The following is a 21,464-nucleotide window of genomic DNA, read 5'->3' as shown; positions in this document are numbered from 1 at the left end:
CGCTACACCCGGGCGGTCAGTCTGGCCACGCAGGCGGCCACGACGGCCGGGGTGACCTCACCCATGTGCTCGCGCCAGCCGACGTTGGCGTTGACCTCGCAGATCGTGAACCCGCCGTCCGCTTCGAAGAGCAGGTCCACCCCCGCCACCGCCAGGCCCAGCGCCTGGGCGGCACGGACGGCCAGTGCCTCGCCCTCGGGGTGCCGGCCGGGGCAGAGCACGGAGGTCGCGCCGAGCGCCAGGTTCGACCTCAACCCGCCGTCGGAGGCGGAGCGGACCTGGGCCGCGACGGCCCGGCCGTCGACCACCACCACCCGCAGGTCACGGCCGTGCGAGTGGGCCACGTACCGCTGGAACAGGTACGGCGACTCCGCCCTCAGGCTGCCGTGGACCTCCCGCAGCATCTGGGTGTCGGGGGCCAGGAACACCTGCCCGCCGCGCTGGCCGCGCACCGACTTCACCACCGACGGCACGAGGACCCCGGCCGCGATCACATCCTCCAGCTCCGCGTGTGCGTAGCTGCGGGTGTCGGGAACGGGAAGACCCGCCAGGGCCAGCTGCTGCAGCTGCCAGAACTTGTTCGCACCCGCCAGCACCGCCTCCAACGGGTTGAGCAGCACCGTGCCCATCGCCACCAGCTGACGCAGCAGCGTGCCCTCCCGGTCGGTGCTCAGGCTCGGGGACGCCAGCCGGGCGTAGACCACACCCGGCGCCTCCAACCGGCAGCCGTCCAGATCCCGCAGCGTCAGCGTCCCGCCCTCGATCCCGAGCAGCAGCTCGTCGGTGCGCCACACGGCGAACCGGCCGGGCAGCGCGTCCTCAAGAGCCGTGGTGAGGCCGGCGACGATGCCGTTGTCCAGCAGCCCAGGCCCGGTCAGCAGCCAGCACTGGGCACCTGTCCGGCCGCCGAGCCGTCGCCGCTCCGAGGCATCACTCACCGTCACCACAACAACTCCTCCCCTGGCCCAACCGGCAACCCTGCGATGCTGACACCCGACGCCCGGCAGGGCCGGGCATTGGCCCGGGCAGCGGCGCGCCACGCCGACAATCGGGTCTAGGGCGGTGTGCATCTGCACAGCGGCGAGGGTGGAGCGGAGCCAGATCTCGCTGTCGATGACGTAGCGCTCACGGCGCTCGCCGGGGACGCGTTCCCGGCGGAGCAGGCCCTGCTGTTCGAGGAAGGCGACGGCGTGCGAGACGGAGGCCGGGCTGACCCGGAGCTGCTGGACCAGGTCGGCGGCCGTGAGAGTGCCCTCGTCGGTCACGAGCAGGCAGACCAGCACCTTGGCCGTCATCGCGGGCATGCCCTGCTGCTCGATGAGCTTGGCGACCGACTCCGCGACGTCCCGGACCACCCGTGGGTCGCGGCCCCGGCCATCGGCGAGCGGCGGCGCCTGGGGCGCGTCGTGCTTGGGCCGGCGCGCGCGGTGCCGGATGGCCTCCTGGGCCCGGTCCGCCCGGTAGTCGTCCGGTCCGCCCTTGCCGGTCCGTCGAAGGGGGGCTGTACAGCTTCGAGGTTCGGTCGGACGGGCCGGATCCTGCTCGGGCGCCGCGCCGAACGCATTGAGCGGTCCGTCTACGTCAAGAGACAGCGGCGGACGTGACACACAGCCGCGCAGACGAACGGGACTCCCTGCTGAACAGATGCGGGAGCCCCGGTTCTGGCAGACCCTGGCAGAGGAGCCGACCTCGGAGGAGAGCAATGACGAGTACCAGTGGCTCACGGGAACCGAGCGCCATGGTGCACATGTCGATCTCCGGTGCACCACGCATGGCCAACATCGTCGCCGACACGGTGGGACAGTCGTACCGGTTGATCACCGTCCCCGGTGCGAGCACAGCAGGGGACTACGTCTCACCCGCCGACCAGGTGGTCCGCAGCCGCTGGCAGGTGGACACGTCGGCGCCGGTCGAAGAAGCCGCCGCCCAGCCGGTCGCCCTCGCCGATGCCGACTCCGACACGGTGAAGGTGGAGCTCAGCGGTCGGGCCCAGGCGTCCGCCAAGGTTGATGCGCTGATCCGCGCCCGTTTCCGCGCGGGACCGCCGACGGGGATTTCACAGTCCTTCGAAGTGTGGCCAGGGAGCCCGGCGGACGCCACCGACCGACCGTGACTGAAGCAGCACGCGGATGGCAGAGTGTCAGGCCTCCGCTGAACACCGGCCGCCAGCGCCACGGTGATCCAGGAATGGCGAGTGGCCGCCCGGTCATGGGTTCGCACGCGGGGGCGGCCGCTCCGGCGAGCGCCCCGCCGTCTCTTGGGTGCGTAGAAAGGCTGCCCTGCCCACGCTGCTCATCACCAAGGTCTCGCCGGCGCATGCGACGTGCCACCGGGCAGCGCCCCGGATTCCGGATGCGACCCGACCCGCGCTACTCCTTCCCCGAGCCGGGCTGGGTGGCCGGGATCCGACCGGTGAAGAACAACGCGAGGAGTGCGCTGAGGGCGAGAATGGCGAGCGCTGCGCGGAGGCCGTCGAGTCTCGCTGCCGCGTTCGCGTCGAGCGCGGCCTGGGTGATCTCCGGACTGGTGCCCGCTTCGCGGAGTGCGGTCTCGACCTGGGCGTCCGACAGGAAGGGAACGCCGCTTTCGAGTTCGACACTCGCCTGGCTCGTGACCGCGGCCGGGACCGCCGGGTTCTGCTCGATGGTGGTCAGGAACGACGTGGTCAGTGCGGCGATCAGGATCGATCCGGCAAGTGCCGTGCCGATCGAGGCGCCGAGGTTGGTGACCGCGTTCTGGACACCACCCACCTCGGCACTCTGCTCGTCCGGTACGGCGGACACGGTGACCGACCCCAGCTGCGAGGCCAGCGCGCCCATGCCGAGCCCGACCAGCAGCAGGGGAAAAGTGACGACTTCCGCGCCCGCGTCCGCGTCCAGGGCGGCCATCAGCGTCACCGTGCCGGCCAGCAGGGCGAGGATTCCGATCCGCACCACCCGCCGGGGCGAGACATCGGGGAGCAGTTTGGGGATCAGGACCGCGGCGGCCAGCAAGGTCAGCGAGAGGGGCAGGAGGCGGGTGCCGGTTTCGAGGGCAGACAGGCCGAGGGCGACCGAGAGGTAGAGCGGTACGACGAAGAAGACGCCCATCTGAACGAGGTACTGGAAGAAGAACATCGTCAGGCCGCCGGTCAGCTGCCGGTTCTGCAGGAGCGCCGGGTCCACGAGCGGCTCCTTGCGCTGGGCCACGAGGTGGGCCTCCCAGCGCAGGAAGAGCCAGACCAGCAGGATGCCGGCGAGCATCAGCCAGACGACCAGCGAGATGCCGAGCCAGGCGGGCGCGTCGGGCTTCGGCTGGAACCAGCCCCACTCGTCGGAGCGCAGGACGCCGTAGACGAAGGCCCCGAGCCCGAGGGCCGAGAGTACGGTGCCGACGAGATCGATGCGGTGCCGCTCGTCGACCGGCGCGTCCGTGACGCGGCGGGCGAGCAGCAGGATGCCGAGCACGATCACGACCTCGCCGGCGAACACCCAGCGCCAGGAGAAGTACGTCGTGGCGACTCCGCCGATGAGCGGTCCGAGCGCGATCGCGATGGCGCCTGCGGCGGCGACGAGTCCGTAGGCGGCGGGACGGCGTTCGGGGGCGAAGTTGCCGGCGACGAGGGCGACGATCGCCGGCAGGATGAGCGACGCCCCGATCCCTTCGAGGAACGACCAGCCGATCAGGAGAACGGTGAGGTTCGGGGCGACCGCCGTGGTCAGAGACCCGCAACCGTAGATGGCGCAGCCGATCAGGAAGGCGCGCTTGCGGCCGATGATCGCGCCGACCTTGCCGCCCGGGATCATGAACATCGCCATCACGAGCGTGTAGGCCGTGATCGCACCCTGGACCCCGGTCACGGTCGTGCCCAGGTCCTGGGCCACCGTCGCGATCGAGACGTTCATGACGGAGCTGTCGAGCGCCATCAGGAACTGCCCGGCGGCGAGCGTCAGCAGGATGAGTCTCGCCTTGGCCGAATCCGCGGTTCCCGACTGAGGTGTCATGGTCGTATCGTCGCGGCGCCCCGGGAAAACGCTGCGGGACCCGCCGAAGGGTTCAGCCGGTCGGCGGCGTACCGCCGAGTCCTTGCTCGCCAAGGCCCACACCCGCGACAGCACGCAGGCGCTGGGCAAGCTCACCGTCCTGGCCGACGGGCGGCGACAGATCATCAGCGACCCCCCGGCGGTCGTCCCCGTGGAGGAGCACGGACGGCTTCAGGCACCGTGCGGCCCGGGCGGGGTGCGCAGGGCGAGGACGGCGAGGTCGTCGCGGCCGTCGCCGAGGTGGGCGTCGGCCAGCGTCCGGCACAGGCCGTCGAGGGGCACGTCCGCGTGGGCGGCAGCGGTCCGGGCGAGCGCGGTGAGCCCCTCGTCCAGGGGACGCACCGGGTGTTCGATCAGCCCGTCGGTGTACAGCACCAGGGTGGCGTTCGCGGGCATCGGGTGCTTGTGGTCGGGTCGGGGCACATCGGTGTCCACCCCGAGCGGCAGACCGGGTTCGGAGTCCAGGTAGCGGGCGGTGCCGTCGGGCCCGATCAGGAGCGGCGGCGGGTGGCCGGCGGTGCTCCAGTGCAGCGTCCAGCCGTTCTCGGCGGGCTCGATGCGTACCACGCAGGCGGTGGTGATCGGGTTGTCGGTGATCGCGTCGAGGGTGCGGTCGAGCTGGGTCAGGATCGCGCTGGGCGGGGTGCGGCGGTCATAGAGCAGGGCTCGGAGCATGTTGCGGGTCTGGGCCATGGTGGCCGCGGCCTTGAGGTCGTGGCCGCCGACGTCGCCGATGACCAGGGCGCAGGTGCCGTCGGGGAGCATGAGGGCGTCGTACCAGTCGCCACCGACGTGGTGCGGGGTGGCGGCGGGCCGGTAGACGGCGGCGGTGACGAAGGGGGCGAGGTCCGGCAGTTGCGGGAGCAGGAGGCGCTGGAAGTACTCGGCGCCGGCGCGGACCTGCCGGTAGAGGCGGGCGTTCTCGATCGCGAGGCCGGCCGCGCCGGCGAGCGCCACGACGATGTCCTGGTCCTGGCGGTCGAATGGCTGTCCGTCGCGCCGCTGGGTGAGGTAGAGGTTGCCGTAGACGCGTCCGCGGGAGCTGACCGCGACTCCGAGGAGTGTGTGCATCGGCGGGTGGCCGGGCGGGAAGCCGACCGCGTCCGGGTGGGTGCCGATGTCGGCGACGCGCAGTGGTTCGGGGTGGTGGATGAGGTGCCCGAGCAGTCCGCGGCCGTGTGGAAGGGCGACTCCGGCCAGGTCCGCCGCCTCCTGTTCGCTCAGGCCGACGGGGATGAACTCCTCCAGGTGTTCGCCGTCCTCGCTGAGCACGCCGAGCGCGCCGTAGCGGGCGTCGACCAGGCCCATCGCCGTGGTGATCACCCGCCGCAGCACGACCGGGAGCTCCAACTCCCGGCCCACCGCCATCACCGCGTCCAGCAGATCCTGGAAACGGCTCTGGGCATGGGCCAGATCCCACAGGCGCCCGACGATCTGGTCCATCTCGTCGTCGAGGCGACGGCCGAGGCCCGGAATGTCCGACCGCGCGGGCCCGTCCTCCGGATCCATCACAACCGCCTTCCCTCGACCTGCTGAGCAACCGCCGCAACACTCACATCGACGCGTCCTGGCGCGCCCAGTAGGCGCGACTTCCGCCTGACCCGATCGGGGGCAGTCGCACAGGCGGCCCGTCCGTGCCCCGACTCCCGCTCGAGCGGCACCGCATCCGATCTCCCGTGGAGGCCAGATCATGCCGATCCACGAGCGGCACTCTCATGGGCGACGCCTTGGGCCGTCTGCCTCAAGCAGCCGGGGGTGGCGCGCTCGCGTGACCGGTGCCGGTCGGCGAGGTGGCGGAGGTCGTCGGCCCGGTGTCGAGGAACTCGCGGATGGCGAAACCGACCAGCACCACCACGACGATCCACCACACCACCGCCGCCGTCGGGTAGCTCCAGGTGGCGAGGACGACCGCCGCCACGACGAGGATCCCGGCGCCGATCCACCGCTTGTACCGGTGCACGAACCGGCCGACCGGCCCGAGCCGCATTCCGTGCACTGTCAACACCCCGCGCAGCGCACCGATCGACGAGCTGCAGGCGGTGCGGATCGCCACCGCAGGCCTGGACGGGCCGATCAGCAGGGCGCCGACAGCCGTCACCAGCGCGGTCACGCCCACGGCGCGGATGCTCGCACGCAGAAAGCGGATCAGCGCGTCGTAGATCGCACCGGCGGCGGCCTGGGACGCGCCGGGCGGCAGATGGTCGAGGTAGAAGGACCGGAACACGGTCAGTACGACACCCAGCAGGAGCATGGCGATCGCCACCCCGAGCGCTGCGCCGATCAGTCCGTGGCGCCGGTTCACGGCGGTGAACACACCGGCAGCGGCGACCAGCACGGCGATGATCGGCAGCCAGGTGCCCATGATCTGCAGGAGCCGGAAGTAGCTCTTGAACTTGCCGATGTCCTTCGACTGGTAGACCACGAAGCTGGTGTGCACCTCCGGGATCTTCGCGGCGGGGCCGAAGCCCGAGGCCACCAGCTGGTCCTTGACCTTGGCGACGAACGGGCCGATGTCGATGGCGACCTGATTGTTCTCCAGCGAGACCGCGCCACCGCCCTTGCCCGTCAGCGCCTTGTCGAGCGAGGAGTGCACCGCCCGGTTCGCCTCGACCCACAGAGTCTCGAACTGATCGCTGGTCACCACCTTGTTGACCGTGCTGCTGACCAGCTGGGTGAGGCCGCTGGTGATCGGCCCGCTCAGACCGCCGATCAGCTTGCCGAGCTCCGGCGGCGCACCCTGTTGGACGGCTGCCTGCGAGAGCTGGTCCACCACGGCCTTCACGTCGATCTGGGCCAGGACCTCCGACGTGACCCGGTTGGTGAGCGCGGCCTGGATGTCCGGGTTGCTCGCCAGCGGCGCCACCGTGGCGACGTACCGGTCGGTGTCACCGATGATCGAGTTCGTCCACACCGCGATGACCGAGAGCAGCGCCAACAGGGACGAGATGACGATCAGGACGACCGAGCCGGAGGTGCGCAGGCGGTGGTGACGCGCCCTGGGCGGCGCTGTCGACGCCTCGAGTGCGGCGAGACGCTTCCGGAGCTCTTCCAGCTCGGCGTGCTCGATGGCGGCCCGGGACTCGGCCGCGGATTTCGGCGGTCGGCCGCTCCCGGGTGGCTCGTCGCCGGCCGGGCCCTGCTGCGGGCTGTGGTCGCCCGTCGGATCGGGTTCACCGCTCGGCATGGCATGCTCCTTGGGTCGGGTCCTCCGGCAGAGGGAGACGGCCGGACTGTCGACGCTCCCCTTTCAGGAGATACCGTGAGTGACCTTGTCGCGACCGAAGGCGACTGCTCGGGTGATCCCGCCTGCGCCGGGTCCCCGGAGCCGGGGAGACCGTGAGGGCTGGAGGCGCCGTCCGCCGGCGCAGTTCGTAACGCACCGTGGGCAGCCCGGCCGCGGTCCGAGCCCGACGGGAACGGCGGCCGGGCGCGTGCGGAAGACCGGTGAGTAAACGCCACCCCCGCCGGTTCGATCACGTGCCGCCCGAAGAGCGATGGCCGCGGCCTCCACGACCGCGACGGGTTCCCGGGAGGGCCGCGCCGTCGCGGTTGCCGGGTCTGGCTGGGCCCGGGCCGTCTCGGGGTCGTCGTGCCCGGCTGGCGCCGGTAGCGCGGACCAGTTGGCCGCTGATCCGGGGTTGTGGTTTCCGTGCGGATCGTCCGGCGGGGGCGAGCGGTCCGAGCCCGTGATTCCCGCGCTACGGAACAGTCCTCTGCAGTGTCGGGGTCACTCGCGCGGGTCGACCTGCTCTGCGGCACACTGCGCCAGACTCGTCATCCACCAGCCGGGCCTGTCGTCGGTCCAGTCTGACGCGCGAGCAACTCACCACCGCCGACGTGCCGGCGGGCACATCCGGGCCGTAACCGTGATCGTGATCGGCGCTGGCGACCGACGGCACATTGACGATCCGGGACATGCCGACTCCTTGATCAGACCGGGAGAAGCCGACCTTCGGAAACGATGCCAAAAGCCCGCCGGGCGAGCTGTTGTCAGGCCATTCTTGGCTCATGACCCAGCCCCGGACGCGATCTGCCAGGAACAGCGCGCCGAAGCGCGAAGTCACCGTCCATCAGCGGCCGTTGTCCCCGGTGCAGGACAGCGGAGCCGCGTCCCCGTCGCTCAACCCGGAAGGCTTCGCCATGAGCCCAACGCATACCCGCCCGAGAGTGCTCATCGTCGGGGCGGGCCTGGCCGGCACCGCCACGGCGATCCGGCTGCTCCGCTTCGCCCGCAGCCCGCTCGAGGTCGTCCTGCTCGAACGGCGGTCCGACTACCGGTCCGCCGGCGTCGCCTACCACCGCGACGGCAACCCCTGGGACCACGTGTTCAACATCCAGGCGGGCCGGATGTCGGTGTTCCGGGAGGACGTCCTCGACTTCGTCCGCTGGGCCAACCGCGAAGCCGACCGCCGGGACTGGCCGGCCCCCTGGGACGAGCTGGAGTTCGTCGAGCAGGGCCCGGCGCCCCGGCGGATCTTCCAGGACTACCTGACCGACCGGCTGGCCGAGGCCCGGCGGGAATCCTGTCCCGGCGTCGTGCTCGTCGAAATGGACGGCGAGGCTGTCGACCTGGACGTACGCTCTGGACGCGTCACATTGACCGTACGTCAGCCAGCGGGAGTTGAGCGCGGAGAGGAGCCGACCGTGCTCTTCGCCGACCACGTCGTCCTCGCGACCGGTCTCGAGCTGAGGGATCCGCCCTTCGCCGCCGACGTGCGCGCGCACCCGTCCTTCGTACGGAACCCGTACTCCGCGACCGGCGTCCGGAAGCTCGAGACGCTCCCGCCCGAGGCGACCGTCGCGATCGTCGGATCCGTGCTGAGCGCGTACGACTCGGCGGGCCTCCTGTTGCGCCAGGGCCACACCGGGAGGATCCACCTGATATCCAAGACCGGGACGATGTTCCGGACGTACCCCTCCGGTCACGAGCACGGAGTCTTGCAACTCCCCTGTCCCAAAGCACTGCTGGAGCCATACCGGAATCGTGAGGAGTTCCTCGCCCGGGTCCGGTCCGAGTGGGAGGCGGCGCGCTCGACGATCCTCCGCGAGCGCCCCGACGTCGACCCGGCGGTGATCGCGGAGCGGGTGGCCAAGGCGTGGGAGCCGCACCTGCCCGCGGCCATCGAGCGGATTCCCTCCGCCGAACTGCGCAGTCTGCTGGACGAGTTCGGCACCCTGATAGCCGCGCTCCGGGTCGGCGCGGTGGAGTACACGATGGCGGTCATCGAGCGCGCGATACGCGCGGCGGACGGGCCGGTGAAGCTGGTCGTCGGCAACGTGGAGGGGATCAGGCCGACGGCGTCGGGCCGGCTGGTCGTCTCGGTCGCGTCCTCGGAGGAGAAACGCACCGTCGAGGCCGACCTGGTGGTGTCCAACGTCGGCCGGGAGTCGGACTACAGCAGGGTCGGCCAGTCGCTGTGGCGGAACCTCCTCCGCAGGGGGATCGCGGTGCCCCACGAACGCACCGGGCGCGGCGTGGAAGTCGACGAACACGGAACGCTGCTGAGCCCCGGTGGGGAGCCGGCCGGACCGATCTCGGCGGTCGGTGTGCCGAGGGAAGGCGACGAGATCGTGCGGAACGGCCGGACCGGTGCGTTCGCCTTCAATCTCGCCGCCATCAAGAACCATTCGATCGCGGTCGCCGCGCGGGTGATCGAGCTGCTGGAACTGGGGGAAGACAGCCCGCCCCGGGTGATGGCTCGATTCCGTGGCCACGACAGCAATTCAGAGGAAGCGGCCCGCGCCGGATTCGAGGACGCTGTAAGCCTGGAGGTGAGGAGGTTGGCCACGCGCGCTCGAAACGAGCGGGAACGGCTCGATTCCCGGCTCGACGCGAGCATCCGCTCACTGGGCGAACTCCCGCTCCTTCCAGCGGCTACGCCTCGGAACGACCGCCTGATGAGGGCCGCCGTGAACCGGGCCGCCGTCGAACGGCTCACCGACGTCACCGTGACACCGAGGCAACTGCGTCGACACCTGGGGATAGCGAACGCCGACGATCTGGAGGATTAGTTGAACGGGCGACGGATTCAGGGATTCCTACTGACCGGCGGTACACAGAGCGTGTTACGAGGCACCTGCAACCGCACCAGAAGTCCGCTCAACGGATCCATTCTCGTCGCCCCCACCCTCGAAGCGGCCCTGTACGACGCGATCATCTCCGCGCGTGCCGTCGTCTGCAGTTCGGGCGGGCTGACCGGCCACATGCAGTCCCTCTGCCGCGGCCGGGGCATCCCCGTGCTCCGCGTCGACCACGCGGACCTCGCCGACCTGACCGGCGAGGTGACGCTGCACCTGGAGAGCCAGACCGTCGTCATCGGCCCCGACGCGAGCGCCGGGGCCGCCGGCTCGCGGGCCGAGACCTCCCTGCTGGACGACCTCGGCTCGGCGTGCGCGGTCATCGCGGACCTCCAGGACATCCAGACGATCAACTCGTGCGGGCCGAACGCGAAGCGGGTCGAATCCTTCTTCATCCGGGAGGAGTTCCTCTGCCTGGCCGCGGGCCTGCGCCCGCTCGACTCCCTCCACGGCGGCCCCGCCGACGTCGTGGCCTACGGGCGGGCCGTCGCGGACCGGCTCTGCACCTTCGTCGAGGCGCTCCTGCCCGATCAACGCCTTGTCCTGCGGCTCCTCGACCTCCGCTCCGACCACGCCGCCGGCGTCACCGAGCTGGCCCCGGTCGCGGTCGAACCGAACCCCGAGCTGGGCCTGCACGGCGCCCGCTGGCTGCTGGGCTCGACCGCCTACCGCGACGCCCTGCACGCCGTCCTCGGGACCCTGCGCGAGCGACTCGGCGACGAGGCGCGCCGCGTACACCTCTCGGTGCCGTTCCTCAACGACGCGACGGAATTCGCCCGGCTCAAAGCACATCTCCGGCTACCGCCCGACGTCCCCGTGTCCGCGTTCGTCGAGACACCCGCAGCGGTGCACGCCACCCCGGCACTCTGCGCCGCGGGCGCCACCGAACTGTTCGTCGGCACGAAGGACCTCGTGCAGTTCTACCTCGCCGCGGACCGCACCAACCACCTGGTGGCCGACTCCTACCAGACCCGCCACCCGGCGGTCATCGACGGAGTGCGGAGGGTGGTGGAGTCCGCACGCGCAGCGGACACCCCGGTGCGGGTGTTCGCACTGGGCGCCGACCTCACCCACTACCTGGAACGCCTGCCGACTCCGGACGGCTACATGATGTGTACGGCCGAACTCCGGCAGGTGATCCGGCACTCGCGGCTTCCTGGCCACCCCCGCACTTGAGCTTCGGCCAGTCGCCGTTGCGGGAGAGCAGCAGGCTGCCCCGCGCGCTCCGGTCGGCGAGGACGCGGATGCCGTCGGGCTTCCGCTCGAACAGCCAGCCGTGGTCGAAGTCCCGGCGACCGGATCTGGACGACGAACGAGGGCCGCCCGCCCGGCCCGCTGCGGCCGCCCTCCGGTTCGGCGGTCTTCGAGAAGTCCCGGCGCCGGTGGTACTCGGTCAGGGTGGCGTTCACGGCGTGTGCCTGCGGCTCGTGTTCCGTTCCGCCGACCGGGCCCGCGGGAGGGCCGTCCGCAGCAGGCGTTCGACCTGCGGGATCAGGGGCGGTGCCGCCACCGCGACGGCGATGGACGCGGCGACTCCCGCCCAGGCGACCGGGCCGAGCGGGGTGCACCCGAAGAACCGGCTCACACCCGGTGTCTGCACCACGGCCGCGAGAACGGCGGCCGAGCCCAGGACCGTCGCGAGGACGAGCGGGCTGCGCCGCCGCCCGGTCAGCGTCTGGGCGAGCTGGGCGCCGACGACCCCGCACAGGGCCATCGTGCCGGTGCGCCTGGCGGAGCCGGGGGTCGCGGTGCCGATGAGCCACGCGGTGGTGGCGCCCAGGGCGGTCACCAGGCCCCGGTGCCGGATCCCGCGGGCGAGCGGCTCGTCGAGGGCGGTGGCGCCCGCGCGCGGGGTGTGCGCGCCGGTCCGCGGCTCCCCCTCGGTGTCCGGATCGTCCTCGGCCGGCGGTTCGTCCCTCGGCGTGACCGCGACGGCCATCGCCGGGAACATGTCGGTCAGCAGGTTGACCAGCATGATCTGGCGGGTGGACATCGGGGCCCGGCCGGAGAGCAGGGTGCCGAGCAGCGAGAAGCCGATCTCGCCCGCGTTGCCGCCGATCAGGATCGTGATCGCGTCCGCCACGCTGCGCCACAGCGCCCGGCCCTCGTCGACGGCACCGGTCAGGACGGTCAGTTCGTCGTCCGTGACCACGAGGTCGGCGGCGTTCCGGGCGGCCGCCGAGCCCCGGGCCGCGATGCCGATCCCGACGTCGGCGGAGCGGATGGCGGCCGCGTCGTTGGCGCCGTCGCCGACCATGGCCACGACGCGTCCGGCTTCCCGCAGTGCCTCGACGACCAGCACCTTCTGCTCCGGCGCGACGCGGGCCACCACGCCGCAGTCGCGCAGCCGTTCGGCGCGCCCCCTCCGGTCCAGGCCGGCCAGCTCGTCGCCGGTGGCCAGGTCGACGTCCTCGGGCCAGCCGAGGGTGAGGGCCACCGCGCGCGCCGTGGCCGGGTGGTCGCCGGTGAGCATGACCGGCCGCACCCCGGCCTTGCGCAGAGCGGCGACGAGTTCCGCGGACCCGGAGCGCGGAGCGTCCGCGAGGGCGACGAACCCGACCAGTTCCAGACCGCTCAGCGGACGGTCCACCGGCTCTCCCGCGGACTCGACGGGCCGGACGGCGACGGCGAGGACGCGCAGGCCGTCCGCGCCGAGGGCGGCCACGGTCGCGGCCTGCGCGTCCCCGGCGCCGGTGCAGGCGGGCAGGACGCTCTCGGGGGCGCCCTTGACCACGAACAGGTGGCGGCCGTCGCCGCTCGTCCCGGTCGCGGCGGCGTAGCCGCGGGCCGCCTCGAACGCGAGTGTCCGGGCGGGGGTCCAGTCGAGGTCGTCCGGGGCGGCGGCGAGGACCGCCTCGTCGGTGGAGTGCGCGTGGACGGCCGTGGCATCGCCGGCCGGCGGGCAGGCGCGGGCCGCCATCCGCAGGACGGGCGTCGCGGCGTCGTCGGCAGCGGCGTGCCGGGCTCCGTCGGGCATCCCGACGAGCGCCACGCGCAGGCGGTTCTCCGTCAGGGTGCCGGTCTTGTCGAAGCAGATCGTGTCCATCCGGCCGAGGGCCTCCAGGGCGCGCGGCGTGCGGACCAGGACGCCGCGACGGCTGAGCCGGCGGGCCGCCGCCAACTGGGCGACGGTCGCGACCAGCGGCAGGCCCTCCGGCACGGCGGCCACCGCGACCGCGAGCCCGCCGCGGACGGCCTCGCGCACCGGGCGTCCCCGCAGGACCGCGAGGCCCGCGACGGCGGCCCCGCCGAGCAGGGTGAACGGCAGGCTACGGCTGGTCAGCTCACGCAGCCGGGCCTGGACGCCCCCGGCCGGCGGCGTGCGGGCGGCGAGGTGCGCGGCCCGGCCCGCCTCGGTGTCGCCGCCGGTGCCGACGACCACGGCGCGGGCGTGGCCGGCCACGACGGTGGTGCCTTCGAAGACCATGCACCGGCGGTCGGCGACGGGCGCCTGCGGGGTGGCGTCCAGCTGCTTGGTGACGGGCAGCGACTCGCCGGTCAGCGAGGACTCGTCGACCTCCAGGTCGTCGACGTCGAGCAACCGGGCGTCGGCGGGGACGATGTCGCCGGTGTCCAGCTCGATGACCTGGCCCTGCGTCAGAGCGGTGGACCTGACCGTGCGGGTCCGCTCACCTTCCACCACGCGGGCGGTCTGTCGCTGCGTCACTTCCAGTTCAGCGATCGCCTGTTCGGCACGCATGCGCTGGACGCCGCCGATCAGCGCGTTCATCGTCAGCGCGCCGGCGACCAGCAGGGCATCCACGGTCGAGCCCAGCAGGGCCGACGCGACGGCGCCGACCAGCAGCACCGGCGTCAGCGGATCGTCGAGCTCCGAGCGCGTGGCTGCGACCAGCCGGCCCGCCAGGCGCACGGGCGTGAGCGCCGGCCACCGCAGGACGCGCCGCACGGCCGCCCGTGCGACCCGCAGGCCGGCGGACGGCTCCGGACGGCCGACGGCCTTCAGCCGGGCGAGCGCCTCGCGGGGACCGAGGGCGTGCCAGGGCACGCGCGGCGGCGGGTGAGGAGCGCTCCGTGCGCTCACCCGCAGGGCGGCTCGCCAGCCCGAGACCAGGGCGGCGGCCGTGGCGACGTCGACGGGCGAGAGCCGGAGCCCCACCGGGAGAGTGGCGTGCGGCCGCCGGCCCCGGGTGACGACCAGGAGCCCGGACAGTGCGGCGCTCGCTTCGGCGAGGGTCCTGGAGTGCCGCGCGACCGTACGGGCCGCGGGGATCGCGGCCAGCAGGCGCCATGCCGATGCGAGGCCGTTCAGCAGCATGAGGTCCGCACCCCACACCACCGCGCTGCGGTCGTCGACGACGGCCGCGGCGAGGTCGCTGCGCCGCAGTGCGGCGAGCAGGTCCCGCCCCTCGTCCGTCAACTCCTGTGCCCCGTCGGCCGGCACGCGGGCGATGGTGAGCACCACCTTTCCCTCGCGCCGGAGTTGGCGCACGACATCCTCCAATGCTCTTTCCGCACCCTCGAGTTGATCGGCCAGTGAACTGAAGTCGCCGAGCGTTCCGTCATCCACCACCACGACGTGCAGTCCTGCACGGCGGGCGGCGTCCAGCGCGGCTTCGGCGAGCGGGTCGATCTCCCGCCCGATCAGGACGGTACCGACGTCGACCCCGTCCGCGGCCGCGACCATCAAGCCGACACCGTCGTCCAACTGACCTGGCACCGGACGGAGTTCGAGACCACGACCGGATTCCGACGGCCCCAGGGCGGCTTCGGCCGACTGCCACAGCCGGTCGTGGTCCCAGCCAGTCGCAGTGGGATGGACCTCCAGGACGGTCCGGCCCGCACCGCGCAGGGAGTCGGGGTGCAGGACGACGGTGTCGACGAGCTCCAGCCGGCGCAGCCGCTCCGGGGAGCGGACCAGGACGCCTTCGCGGGCGAGCTCGGTGCCGAACACGGCGGTGAACGCGGCCGGGCCGCAGCGCGCGGCCTTCGGGTTCCCGGCCATCAATCCTTCGGCCGCCTCGGCGACGTTCCGGGTGAACAGCAGGGCCGCGGCGGAACCGAGCAGCGTGCTGCCCACCGCCTGGTCCGCGAAGCGGTCGCACGGCAGCCGGCGCAGCGCCGGACGGGCCAGCCCCTCCCCCGCGAGGCTCATCCGGCCGGGCGCGCAGACCCTGTCGTGCGCGGTGTCGAAGGCGGCGGCACCGGCCAGCGCCTCCAGCAGCCGCCCGGTGCGCAACACCGCGTCCAGCGCGAGCGCGGCGGGCGACTGCCCGACGCCGTACGCCGCCGCCCCGGCCGCCGCCAGGACGAGGTCGGAGGCGGTGTCGCCGAGGCGGCGCCGGAGCAGGGTGCGGACCAGCGGGTCCTCACGGAGCAGCGCGGCCGCGGCGGTGGCGAGCCGGGGCGCGGTCCGCAGCCGGACCGTCCGTGCGCCGACGGCGGTCGCGAAGCCGACGGCGTCGCAGCCGAGCGCGATCGCCTGCGCGCGAACGCTGCCGACCCGGCCGGGGTGCGCGGACTCCAGGACCTCTTCGTCCGCCCGTTCCAGGCGCTGGTCGGCGGCCAGCTCAGTGGCCCGGTCGACGACGCGCTCGGCGACGGCGTCCTCGGTGAGCTGGACGACGAGCCGGGCGAGCCCGCCGTCCCAGTACGCGGCCACCACGTCCGGCCGCTTGGCCAGCCCCAGCGCCACCTTCCGCGCCGCCGCCTCCACGCTGCGCACCCGCCCGGCGGCCCCGGGCGTCGGGCGCAGCGGCACCTGCACGCGGGAACCCGCCTGCCAGTAGCCCCGGCCGGCCTCGGCCGCGTTGCGGGTCACCCGCCCCACCCGCCGCGCGGTGGCGGCGGCCGCGCCGGCGGTGTGCGCCGTCGTGCGGACGCCGGCCCCGGCGGCCTCGGCCGCGACCCGGGTGGCGGCACGGGCCACGGGCAGCGCCGTGCGCGCGACGGCGACCGGCACGGCGAGGGTCAGGCCGAGGCCGGCGGCCGACAGGCGGGTCACGTGGCGGAGAACCATGGCTCTTGTTTCCGATCAGGCGTCCTACCGGTCGCGTATGCCCGGCTCCGCCCGCATAAACGGGAACGCCGTCAGGGTGTCACGGCGCTCAGGGCGCCATCAGCACCAGGACCCCAACGAACCCGGCTCGCCCGCGACGGTGCCCGAGGCGCCCACGTTCACCCGGGCCCCCGCACGTGCTGCCGCAGCAGGACCGCCAGCAGCTCCGCCAGGGTCGGGCCGCTGTCGGCGGGGTGGCGCAGCTGCTTGCCGCCGATGACCCGGTACCGGTTGGTCCGGCCGACCCGGTGGTGAGCCAGGTAGCCGGCCTCCTCGAGGTCGACGATGATCCGCTGGACCGCGCGCTCCGTCAGCAGGCACCGGCCGGCGATGTCCCGCACCCGGATGCCCGGGTCGCGGGCGATCTGCACCAGCACCCGTGCGTGACTGGTCAGGAACGTCCACTGACGGCCGACCGGCGGCTGCGGTTCCACGGCTCCAGGTTAGGCCCCGTCGCCACCTCGAGGGTGTCCTCGAACGCACGAAAACACATTCGTGCGACCGGGAATGGACCGGCCGGGGACGGGCACACGCCGTGTTCGAACGTCCGCTACCCCCGAGGGGGCCGAGTCCCATGCTGATACTCGTCCTTGTCCTGCTCCTGGCCCTGATCCTGGGCGGTGTCGGCTTCGCCGTGCACGTCATCTGGTGGGTCGCGCTGGCCGTCCTGGTGATCTGGGTCCTGGGCTTCGTCTTCGCCTCGGGCAGCGGCGGCCACCGAGGACGGTGGTACCGATGGTGACCATCCGTGACGCCTCCGGCCGGGGCCGGCCGTGACCGGCCCGCTCCCCGGGCCGCCCGAGGCCCGGGTGCTCGGGCCGCCCTGCACCGGGAGCGCGAGGCCTACGAAGCCGGCGACGAGCGCCCGATCGGCGGCTACCTGGCGGTCATGGCCGCGTACGTGGGCGGGGTGGCCGCCCTCACCGCCGCCGCGCGCCGCACCGGCCGGCCGGTCCCGGCGCCCGGGCCGTGGGACGTCCTGCTCATGGCGGGCGCCGTGCACCGCCTCTCGCGCCTCCTCGCCAAGGACCCGGTGACCAGCCCGTTGCGGCTGCCCTTCGCCCGCTTGCGCGGCCAGGCCGGCCCCGCCGAGGTCAACGAGGACGCCCGAGGCACGGGCGTGCGCCGCGCCGTCGGCGAGTTGGTCACCTGTCCGTTCTGCACTGGCCTGTGGATCGCCACCGCAGTCACCGGCGGCCAGGTCCTCGCGCCGCGGACGACCAGGCTGGTCTGTTCCGGCCTCACCGCTCTCACCGTCGCCGACCTGCTGCACTTCGCCCGCGTCGGCCTCCAGCACGCCGTCGAGTGAGCCGGCCCGGACCGAGGGCGAGCACCGGTTCGCCGAGGCGCTGCACCTTCTCGAAGCCCCGCCCGCCGGGCGACCGCGGGGCGGAGGTCTGACGCCCGCCGGGCACGGCGCCGGCCTACGCCGTTGGAGTGTTCTGCCACCGCCCGACGGCGGAGCCGCCGCGCTCGGCCGTCCTTCGCTCCCGGCCTCGCACTAGGTTGCCTCGCGTGGAGCCAAGCGAGCGGGTCGAGTCACCCGAGGTCACGAGCAAGCCCCCCGCAGGGGAACGCGCCGCCACCGCCCTGGACAAGCGCCTCCCGGTCATGGAAAGCGGCCGGGAGTTCCTGCGCAAGGTGTTCCCCGACCACTGGTCCTTCCTCCTGGGCGAGCTCGCGCTGTACAGCTTCGTCGTCCTGCTGCTGACGGGCGTCTACCTGACGCTCTTCTTCCAGCCGAGCATGAGCGAGTCCGTCTACGACGGCTCCTACCTGCCGCTGCGCGGCGTACGGCTGTCCGAGGCCTACACCTCGACGCTGCGCATCAGCTTCGACGTGCGCGGCGGCCTGATGATCCGGCAGATCCACCACTGGTCGGCGCTGCTGTTCACCTCCGCGATCGGCGTCCACCTGCTGCGCGTGTTCTTCACCGGTGCCTTCCGCCGCCCGCGCGAGCTGAACTGGGTCATCGGCGTGACGCTGTTCACCCTCGCCCTGCTCGAAGGGTTCTCCGGCTACTCGCTGCCCGACGACACCCTCTCGGGCACCGGGCTGCGGATCGCCGAGGGCGTGCTGCTGTCGCTGCCCCTGGTCGGCACCTACCTCACGTTCTTCGCCTTCGGCGGCGAGTTCCCCGGGCACGCGATCATCCCCCGGCTGTTCACCGTGCACATCCTCCTCGTGCCCGGCCTGCTGCTGGCACTCATCGGGGCGCACCTGACCCTCGTCGTCGTGCTGAAGCACACGCACTGGGCCGGCCCCGGACGCACCAACCGGAACGTGGTCGGCATGCCCTTCTTCCCGCAGTTCCTCTCCCGGAGCACGGGCCTGATGTTCACGGTCGGCGGCGTCATGACGCTGTCGGCCTTCCTCGCGGAGATCAACCCGATCTGGCGCTACGGCGCCTACCGGCCCGACGTCGCCGGGTCCGGCGCCCAGCCCGACTGGTACATCGGCTTCATCGAGGGCGCGCTGCGGCTGATGCCCGCGGCGGAGACCCGCGTGTTCGGGCACACGGTGTCCTGGAACGTCCTGCTCCCCGCGGTGGTCCTGCCCGGCCTGATGTTCGCGCTGCTGTACGCGTACCCCTTCGCCGAGCGGTGGCTCGACCCCCACCCGGGCGAGCACCACCTGTGCGACCGGCCGCGCAACAAGCCCACCCGCACCGGGCTGGGGGTCGCCGGGATCACGTTCTACGCGGTGCTGCTCATCGCCGGCGGCAACGACGTGATCGCGTTCGAGTTCGGCGTGTCCGTCAACGCGCTCACCGACGTGCTGCGCGTCTGCCTGATCGTCCTGCCGGTCCTGGCGTTCACGATCACCCGGCGGCTGTGCCTGGCCCTCCAGGCCAGGGACCGCTCCCGGCTCCTGGACGGCGACGAGACCGGCCGGATCGACCAGTCCATCGACGGCGGTTTCGAGGGCCACCACCGGCGCGTGCGGCCCGCCGAGCGCCAAGTCATGCTGGTGCGCGACGCGCCGGTCCCGCCGCCGGCCCCGGAAGGGGCCCCGCGACGGGATCGGGCGCGGGCCGCCGCGAGCTCCTGGTTCTACCGCGACCGGGTCGACCTGCCCGCCTCCGAGCGGGAGTCGGAGCGGGTCGCGGCCATCCTCACCGCCCCGGAACACCCCCGTACCCCTGCCGGGCGGACGCCCCGGGCGGCCGCGGCCGGCCCCCTGCGCCGACTGCTTCGCCGGATCACGCGCCGTCGCGGTACTGGAAGATGAACCCGAACACGGCCAGCGCGAGCATCACGGCGCCGACGACGACCAGCCACAGGGCGAACACCACGCCCAGCGCGAAGACCGTCACGGCCACGGCCGCGAGCACCGGGTAGCCGCTGCGGGGCGGGAAGAACCCGATCGGGCCCGCGGTCTCCGCGATCTCGGCGTCCTTGCGGTCCTGCGGCCGGCCGTGGCCCCGCCGCTGGTGCTGGACGAACCAGAAGAGGGCGATCAGCGCCGACATCAGGAACCCGACCGTCAGGATCGCCTTGCCCGCGGGCTCCCGCGCCCAGAGTCCGTACACGAGCCCCGTCACGGCGAAGAACGCCGCCATGACGGAGAACAGCCATCCTTCGGCCTTCATCGCGCGTGCCCCCTCGTGCCCGGGTCGCCGGAGGACCGGCTTTCGCTCTCCCGCGCCGGAACCTCCGGGTGGTGCAGGTCGAAGGCCGGGGATTCGGAACGGATGCGCGGCAGCACGTGGAAGTTGTGCGCGGGCGGCGGACAGGACGTCGCCCACTCCAGCGACCGGCCCCAGCCCCAGGGATCGTCCCGGTCGACCGTGCGGCCGTGCCGGGTGGTGATCCAGACGTTGTAGAAGAACGGCAGGTTGGAGATCCCGAGCAGGAACGCGCCGCACGAGGCGAGCACGTTGAGCGCGGTGAAGCCGTCCACGTCCAGGTACGTCGCGTAGCGCCGGGGCATGCCCTGGGCGCCCAGCCAGTGCATGACCAGGAAGGTGGCCTGGAACCCCACGAACAGGATCCAGAAGTGCGCCTTCCCGATCCGCTCGTCCAGCATCTTCCCCGTCAGCTTCGGCCACCAGAAGTAGAAGCCCCCGAAGGTCGCGAACACGACGGTGCCGAACAGGACGTAGTGGAGGTGCGCCACGACGAAGTAGCTGTCGGTGACGTGGAAGTCGATCGGCGGGGCGGCCAGCAGCACCCCGCTCAGCCCGCCGAACAGGAAGGTCACCAGGAAGCCGATCGACCAGAGCATGGGCGTCTCGAAGGACAGCGAGCCGTGCCACATCGTCCCGACCCAGTTGAAGAACTTCACGCCGGTGGGCACCGCGATGAGGAACGACATCATGGAGAAGAACGGGAGCAGCACCTGACCGGTGGCGAACATGTGGTGCGCCCACACGGACATCGACAGCGAGGTGATGGCGATCGTCGCGCCGATCATGCCGTTGTAGCCGAACACCGGCTTGCGGCTGAAGACGGGGATGATCTCGGTGACGATGCCGAAGAACGGCACCGCGACGATGTAGACCTCCGGGTGCCCGAAGAACCAGAAGAGGTGCTGCCACAGCAGCGCACCGCCGTTGGCCGCGTCGAAGACGTGCGCGCCGAACTTCCGGTCGGCCTCCAGGAGCAGCAGGGCCGCGGTCAGCACCGGGAAGGCCAGCAGCACCATGATCGACGTGAACAGCACGTTCCAGGTGAAGATGGGCATCCGGAACAGCGTCATGCCGGGGGCCCGCAGGCAGGTGATCGTGGTGATGAAGTTGACCGAGCCGAGGATCGTGCCGAGGCCCGCCACGACCAGCCCCAGCGCCCACAGGTCGCCGCCGGTGCCGGGCGAGAACACCGGACCGTTCAGCGGCGCGTACGCGAACCAGCCGAACGCCGGCGCCCCCGTCGAGGTGAGGAAGCCGCTCAGGACCAGCAGCCCGCCCAGCAGGAAGGCCCAGTAGGTGAAGGCGTTCAGACGGGGGAACGCGACGTCGGGCGCCCCGATCTGCAGCGGCATGATCGCGTTGGCGAAGCCGGCGAACGTCGGGGTCGCGAACAGCAGCAGCATGATCGTGCCGTGCATGGTGAACATCTGGTTGTAGCGCTCGTGCGACAGGAACCCGGTGTCCGGCCCCATCAACTGGACGCGCATCAGCAGGGCCATCACCCCGCCGACCAGGAAGAACCCGAAGGCCGTCACCAGGTAGAGGTTCCCGATGACCTTGTGGTCGGTGGTGAACAGCCAGCGCAGCACCGTACTGCCCTGGTGGAGCCGGGTCCGGACGCGGGGCGGCGCGGTGGTCGGAGCAGTCATGGAACCTCCGCAGCGGGACGGGCGGCGTCCGCGAAGACGGGCGGGCTTCGCGCGCCACCGGCGACCCT

General features: G+C 72.5%; 14 protein-coding genes. 6 read left to right on the top strand and 8 right to left on the bottom strand.

Features of this window, described 5'->3' with window-relative positions; translation table 11 throughout:
• Positions 1-2 precede the first annotated feature (2 nt).
• On the bottom strand, positions 3-1,355 hold the full coding sequence (locus tag PUR71_RS30010) for a RimK family alpha-L-glutamate ligase (protein ID WP_329930311.1): 1,353 nt from the start codon (positions 1,353-1,355) through the stop codon (positions 3-5).
• Between the two features lie 347 nt (positions 1,356-1,702).
• Between PUR71_RS30010 and PUR71_RS30005 the strand changes: the two genes are divergently transcribed.
• A complete protein-coding gene (locus PUR71_RS30005) occupies positions 1,703-2,113 on the top strand; it encodes a hypothetical protein (RefSeq protein WP_329930310.1) in 411 nt (136 codons plus the stop codon).
• Positions 2,114-2,369: 256 nt separating this feature from the next.
• Here the strand turns inward: PUR71_RS30005 and PUR71_RS30000 are convergent, their stop codons facing one another.
• From PUR71_RS30000 to PUR71_RS29990, 3 genes are all read right to left on the bottom strand, one after another.
• On the bottom strand, positions 2,370-3,983 hold the full coding sequence (locus PUR71_RS30000; protein ID WP_329930309.1) for an MFS transporter: 1,614 nt from the start codon (positions 3,981-3,983) through the stop codon (positions 2,370-2,372).
• 210 nt (positions 3,984-4,193) lie between these two features.
• Positions 4,194-5,531 (bottom strand): PP2C family protein-serine/threonine phosphatase, encoded by a 1,338-nt coding sequence (locus tag PUR71_RS29995; protein ID WP_329930308.1) that lies wholly within the window; start codon positions 5,529-5,531, stop codon positions 4,194-4,196.
• 232 nt (positions 5,532-5,763) lie between these two features.
• Positions 5,764-7,206: a hypothetical protein gene (locus PUR71_RS29990; RefSeq protein WP_329930307.1), complete on the bottom strand. Its 1,443-nt coding sequence runs from the start codon at positions 7,204-7,206 to the stop codon at positions 5,764-5,766.
• 956 nt (positions 7,207-8,162) lie between these two features.
• Between PUR71_RS29990 and PUR71_RS29985 the strand changes: the two genes are divergently transcribed.
• Both PUR71_RS29985 and PUR71_RS29980 read left to right on the top strand, forming a co-directional pair.
• The gene (locus PUR71_RS29985) at positions 8,163-10,034 is read left to right on the top strand and encodes an FAD/NAD(P)-binding protein (protein ID WP_329930323.1); all 1,872 of its coding nucleotides are present in this window, start codon (positions 8,163-8,165) and stop codon (positions 10,032-10,034) included.
• Positions 10,035-10,085: 51 nt separating this feature from the next.
• Positions 10,086-11,276 carry a putative PEP-binding protein gene (locus PUR71_RS29980; RefSeq protein ID WP_329930306.1) on the top strand — a complete coding sequence of 397 codons (1,191 nt, stop codon included), beginning with the start codon at positions 10,086-10,088 and terminating at the stop codon, positions 11,274-11,276.
• 229 nt (positions 11,277-11,505) lie between these two features.
• On the opposite strand, the gene PUR71_RS29975 is transcribed toward PUR71_RS29980, so the two are convergent.
• Positions 11,506-16,077 carry a cation-translocating P-type ATPase gene (locus tag PUR71_RS29975; protein ID WP_329930305.1) on the bottom strand — a complete coding sequence of 1,524 codons (4,572 nt, stop codon included), beginning with the start codon at positions 16,075-16,077 and terminating at the stop codon, positions 11,506-11,508.
• A 158-nt stretch (positions 16,078-16,235) separates the two neighbouring features.
• Positions 16,236-16,550, bottom strand: coding sequence for a helix-turn-helix transcriptional regulator (locus PUR71_RS29970; protein WP_329930304.1), 315 nt, complete (start codon positions 16,548-16,550; stop codon positions 16,236-16,238).
• Between the two features lie 140 nt (positions 16,551-16,690).
• On the opposite strand from PUR71_RS29970, the gene PUR71_RS29965 reads away from it, so the two are divergent.
• The 3 genes from PUR71_RS29965 (at position 16,691) to qcrB (ending at position 19,347) form a co-directional block, all read left to right on the top strand.
• A complete protein-coding gene (locus PUR71_RS29965) occupies positions 16,691-16,858 on the top strand; it encodes a hydrophobic protein (RefSeq protein ID WP_329930303.1) in 168 nt (55 codons plus the stop codon).
• Between the two features lie 6 nt (positions 16,859-16,864).
• On the top strand, positions 16,865-17,425 hold the full coding sequence (locus tag PUR71_RS29960; protein ID WP_329930302.1) for a DUF1360 domain-containing protein: 561 nt from the start codon (positions 16,865-16,867) through the stop codon (positions 17,423-17,425).
• 206 nt (positions 17,426-17,631) lie between these two features.
• Positions 17,632-19,347 (top strand): cytochrome bc1 complex cytochrome b subunit, encoded by a 1,716-nt coding sequence (gene qcrB / locus PUR71_RS29955; RefSeq protein WP_443077614.1) that lies wholly within the window; start codon positions 17,632-17,634, stop codon positions 19,345-19,347.
• Here the strand turns inward: qcrB and ctaF are convergent.
• Entirely contained in the window at positions 19,319-19,708 is a 390-nt protein-coding gene (gene ctaF, locus PUR71_RS29950) for an aa3-type cytochrome oxidase subunit IV (RefSeq protein ID WP_329930301.1), read from the bottom strand. The genes qcrB and ctaF overlap by 29 nt on opposite strands.
• Complete coding sequence (gene ctaD / locus PUR71_RS29945) at positions 19,705-21,396, bottom strand: aa3-type cytochrome oxidase subunit I (protein ID WP_329930300.1); 1,692 nt, start codon at positions 21,394-21,396, stop codon at positions 19,705-19,707. The genes ctaF and ctaD overlap by 4 nt, the downstream gene beginning before the upstream one ends.
• Positions 21,397-21,464 lie beyond the last annotated feature (68 nt).

It is taken from the genome of Streptomyces sp. SP17BM10, assembly GCF_036322405.1.
GTDB lineage: Bacteria > Actinomycetota > Actinomycetes > Streptomycetales > Streptomycetaceae > Kitasatospora.
This window is presented reverse-complemented; position numbering and strand designations above follow the sequence as displayed.

Bases quoted from the DNA above. Each gene is read 5' to 3' on its own strand.
- PUR71_RS30005 (WP_329930310.1), top strand. From the start codon at position 1,703: ATGACGAGTACCAGTGGCTCACGGGAACCGAGCGCCATGGTGCACATG.
- PUR71_RS30000 (WP_329930309.1), bottom strand. From the start codon at position 3,983: ATGACACCTCAGTCGGGAACCGCGGATTCGGCCAAGGCGAGACTCATC.
- PUR71_RS29995 (WP_329930308.1), bottom strand. From the start codon at position 5,531: ATGGATCCGGAGGACGGGCCCGCGCGGTCGGACATTCCGGGCCTCGGC.
- PUR71_RS29990 (WP_329930307.1), bottom strand. From the start codon at position 7,206: ATGCCGAGCGGTGAACCCGATCCGACGGGCGACCACAGCCCGCAGCAG.
- PUR71_RS29985 (WP_329930323.1), top strand. From the start codon at position 8,163: ATGAGCCCAACGCATACCCGCCCGAGAGTGCTCATCGTCGGGGCGGGC.
- PUR71_RS29975 (WP_329930305.1), bottom strand. From the start codon at position 16,077: ATGGTTCTCCGCCACGTGACCCGCCTGTCGGCCGCCGGCCTCGGCCTG.
- PUR71_RS29965 (WP_329930303.1), top strand. From the start codon at position 16,691: ATGCTGATACTCGTCCTTGTCCTGCTCCTGGCCCTGATCCTGGGCGGT.
- ctaF (WP_329930301.1), bottom strand. From the start codon at position 19,708: ATGAAGGCCGAAGGATGGCTGTTCTCCGTCATGGCGGCGTTCTTCGCC.
- ctaD (WP_329930300.1), bottom strand. From the start codon at position 21,396: ATGACTGCTCCGACCACCGCGCCGCCCCGCGTCCGGACCCGGCTCCAC.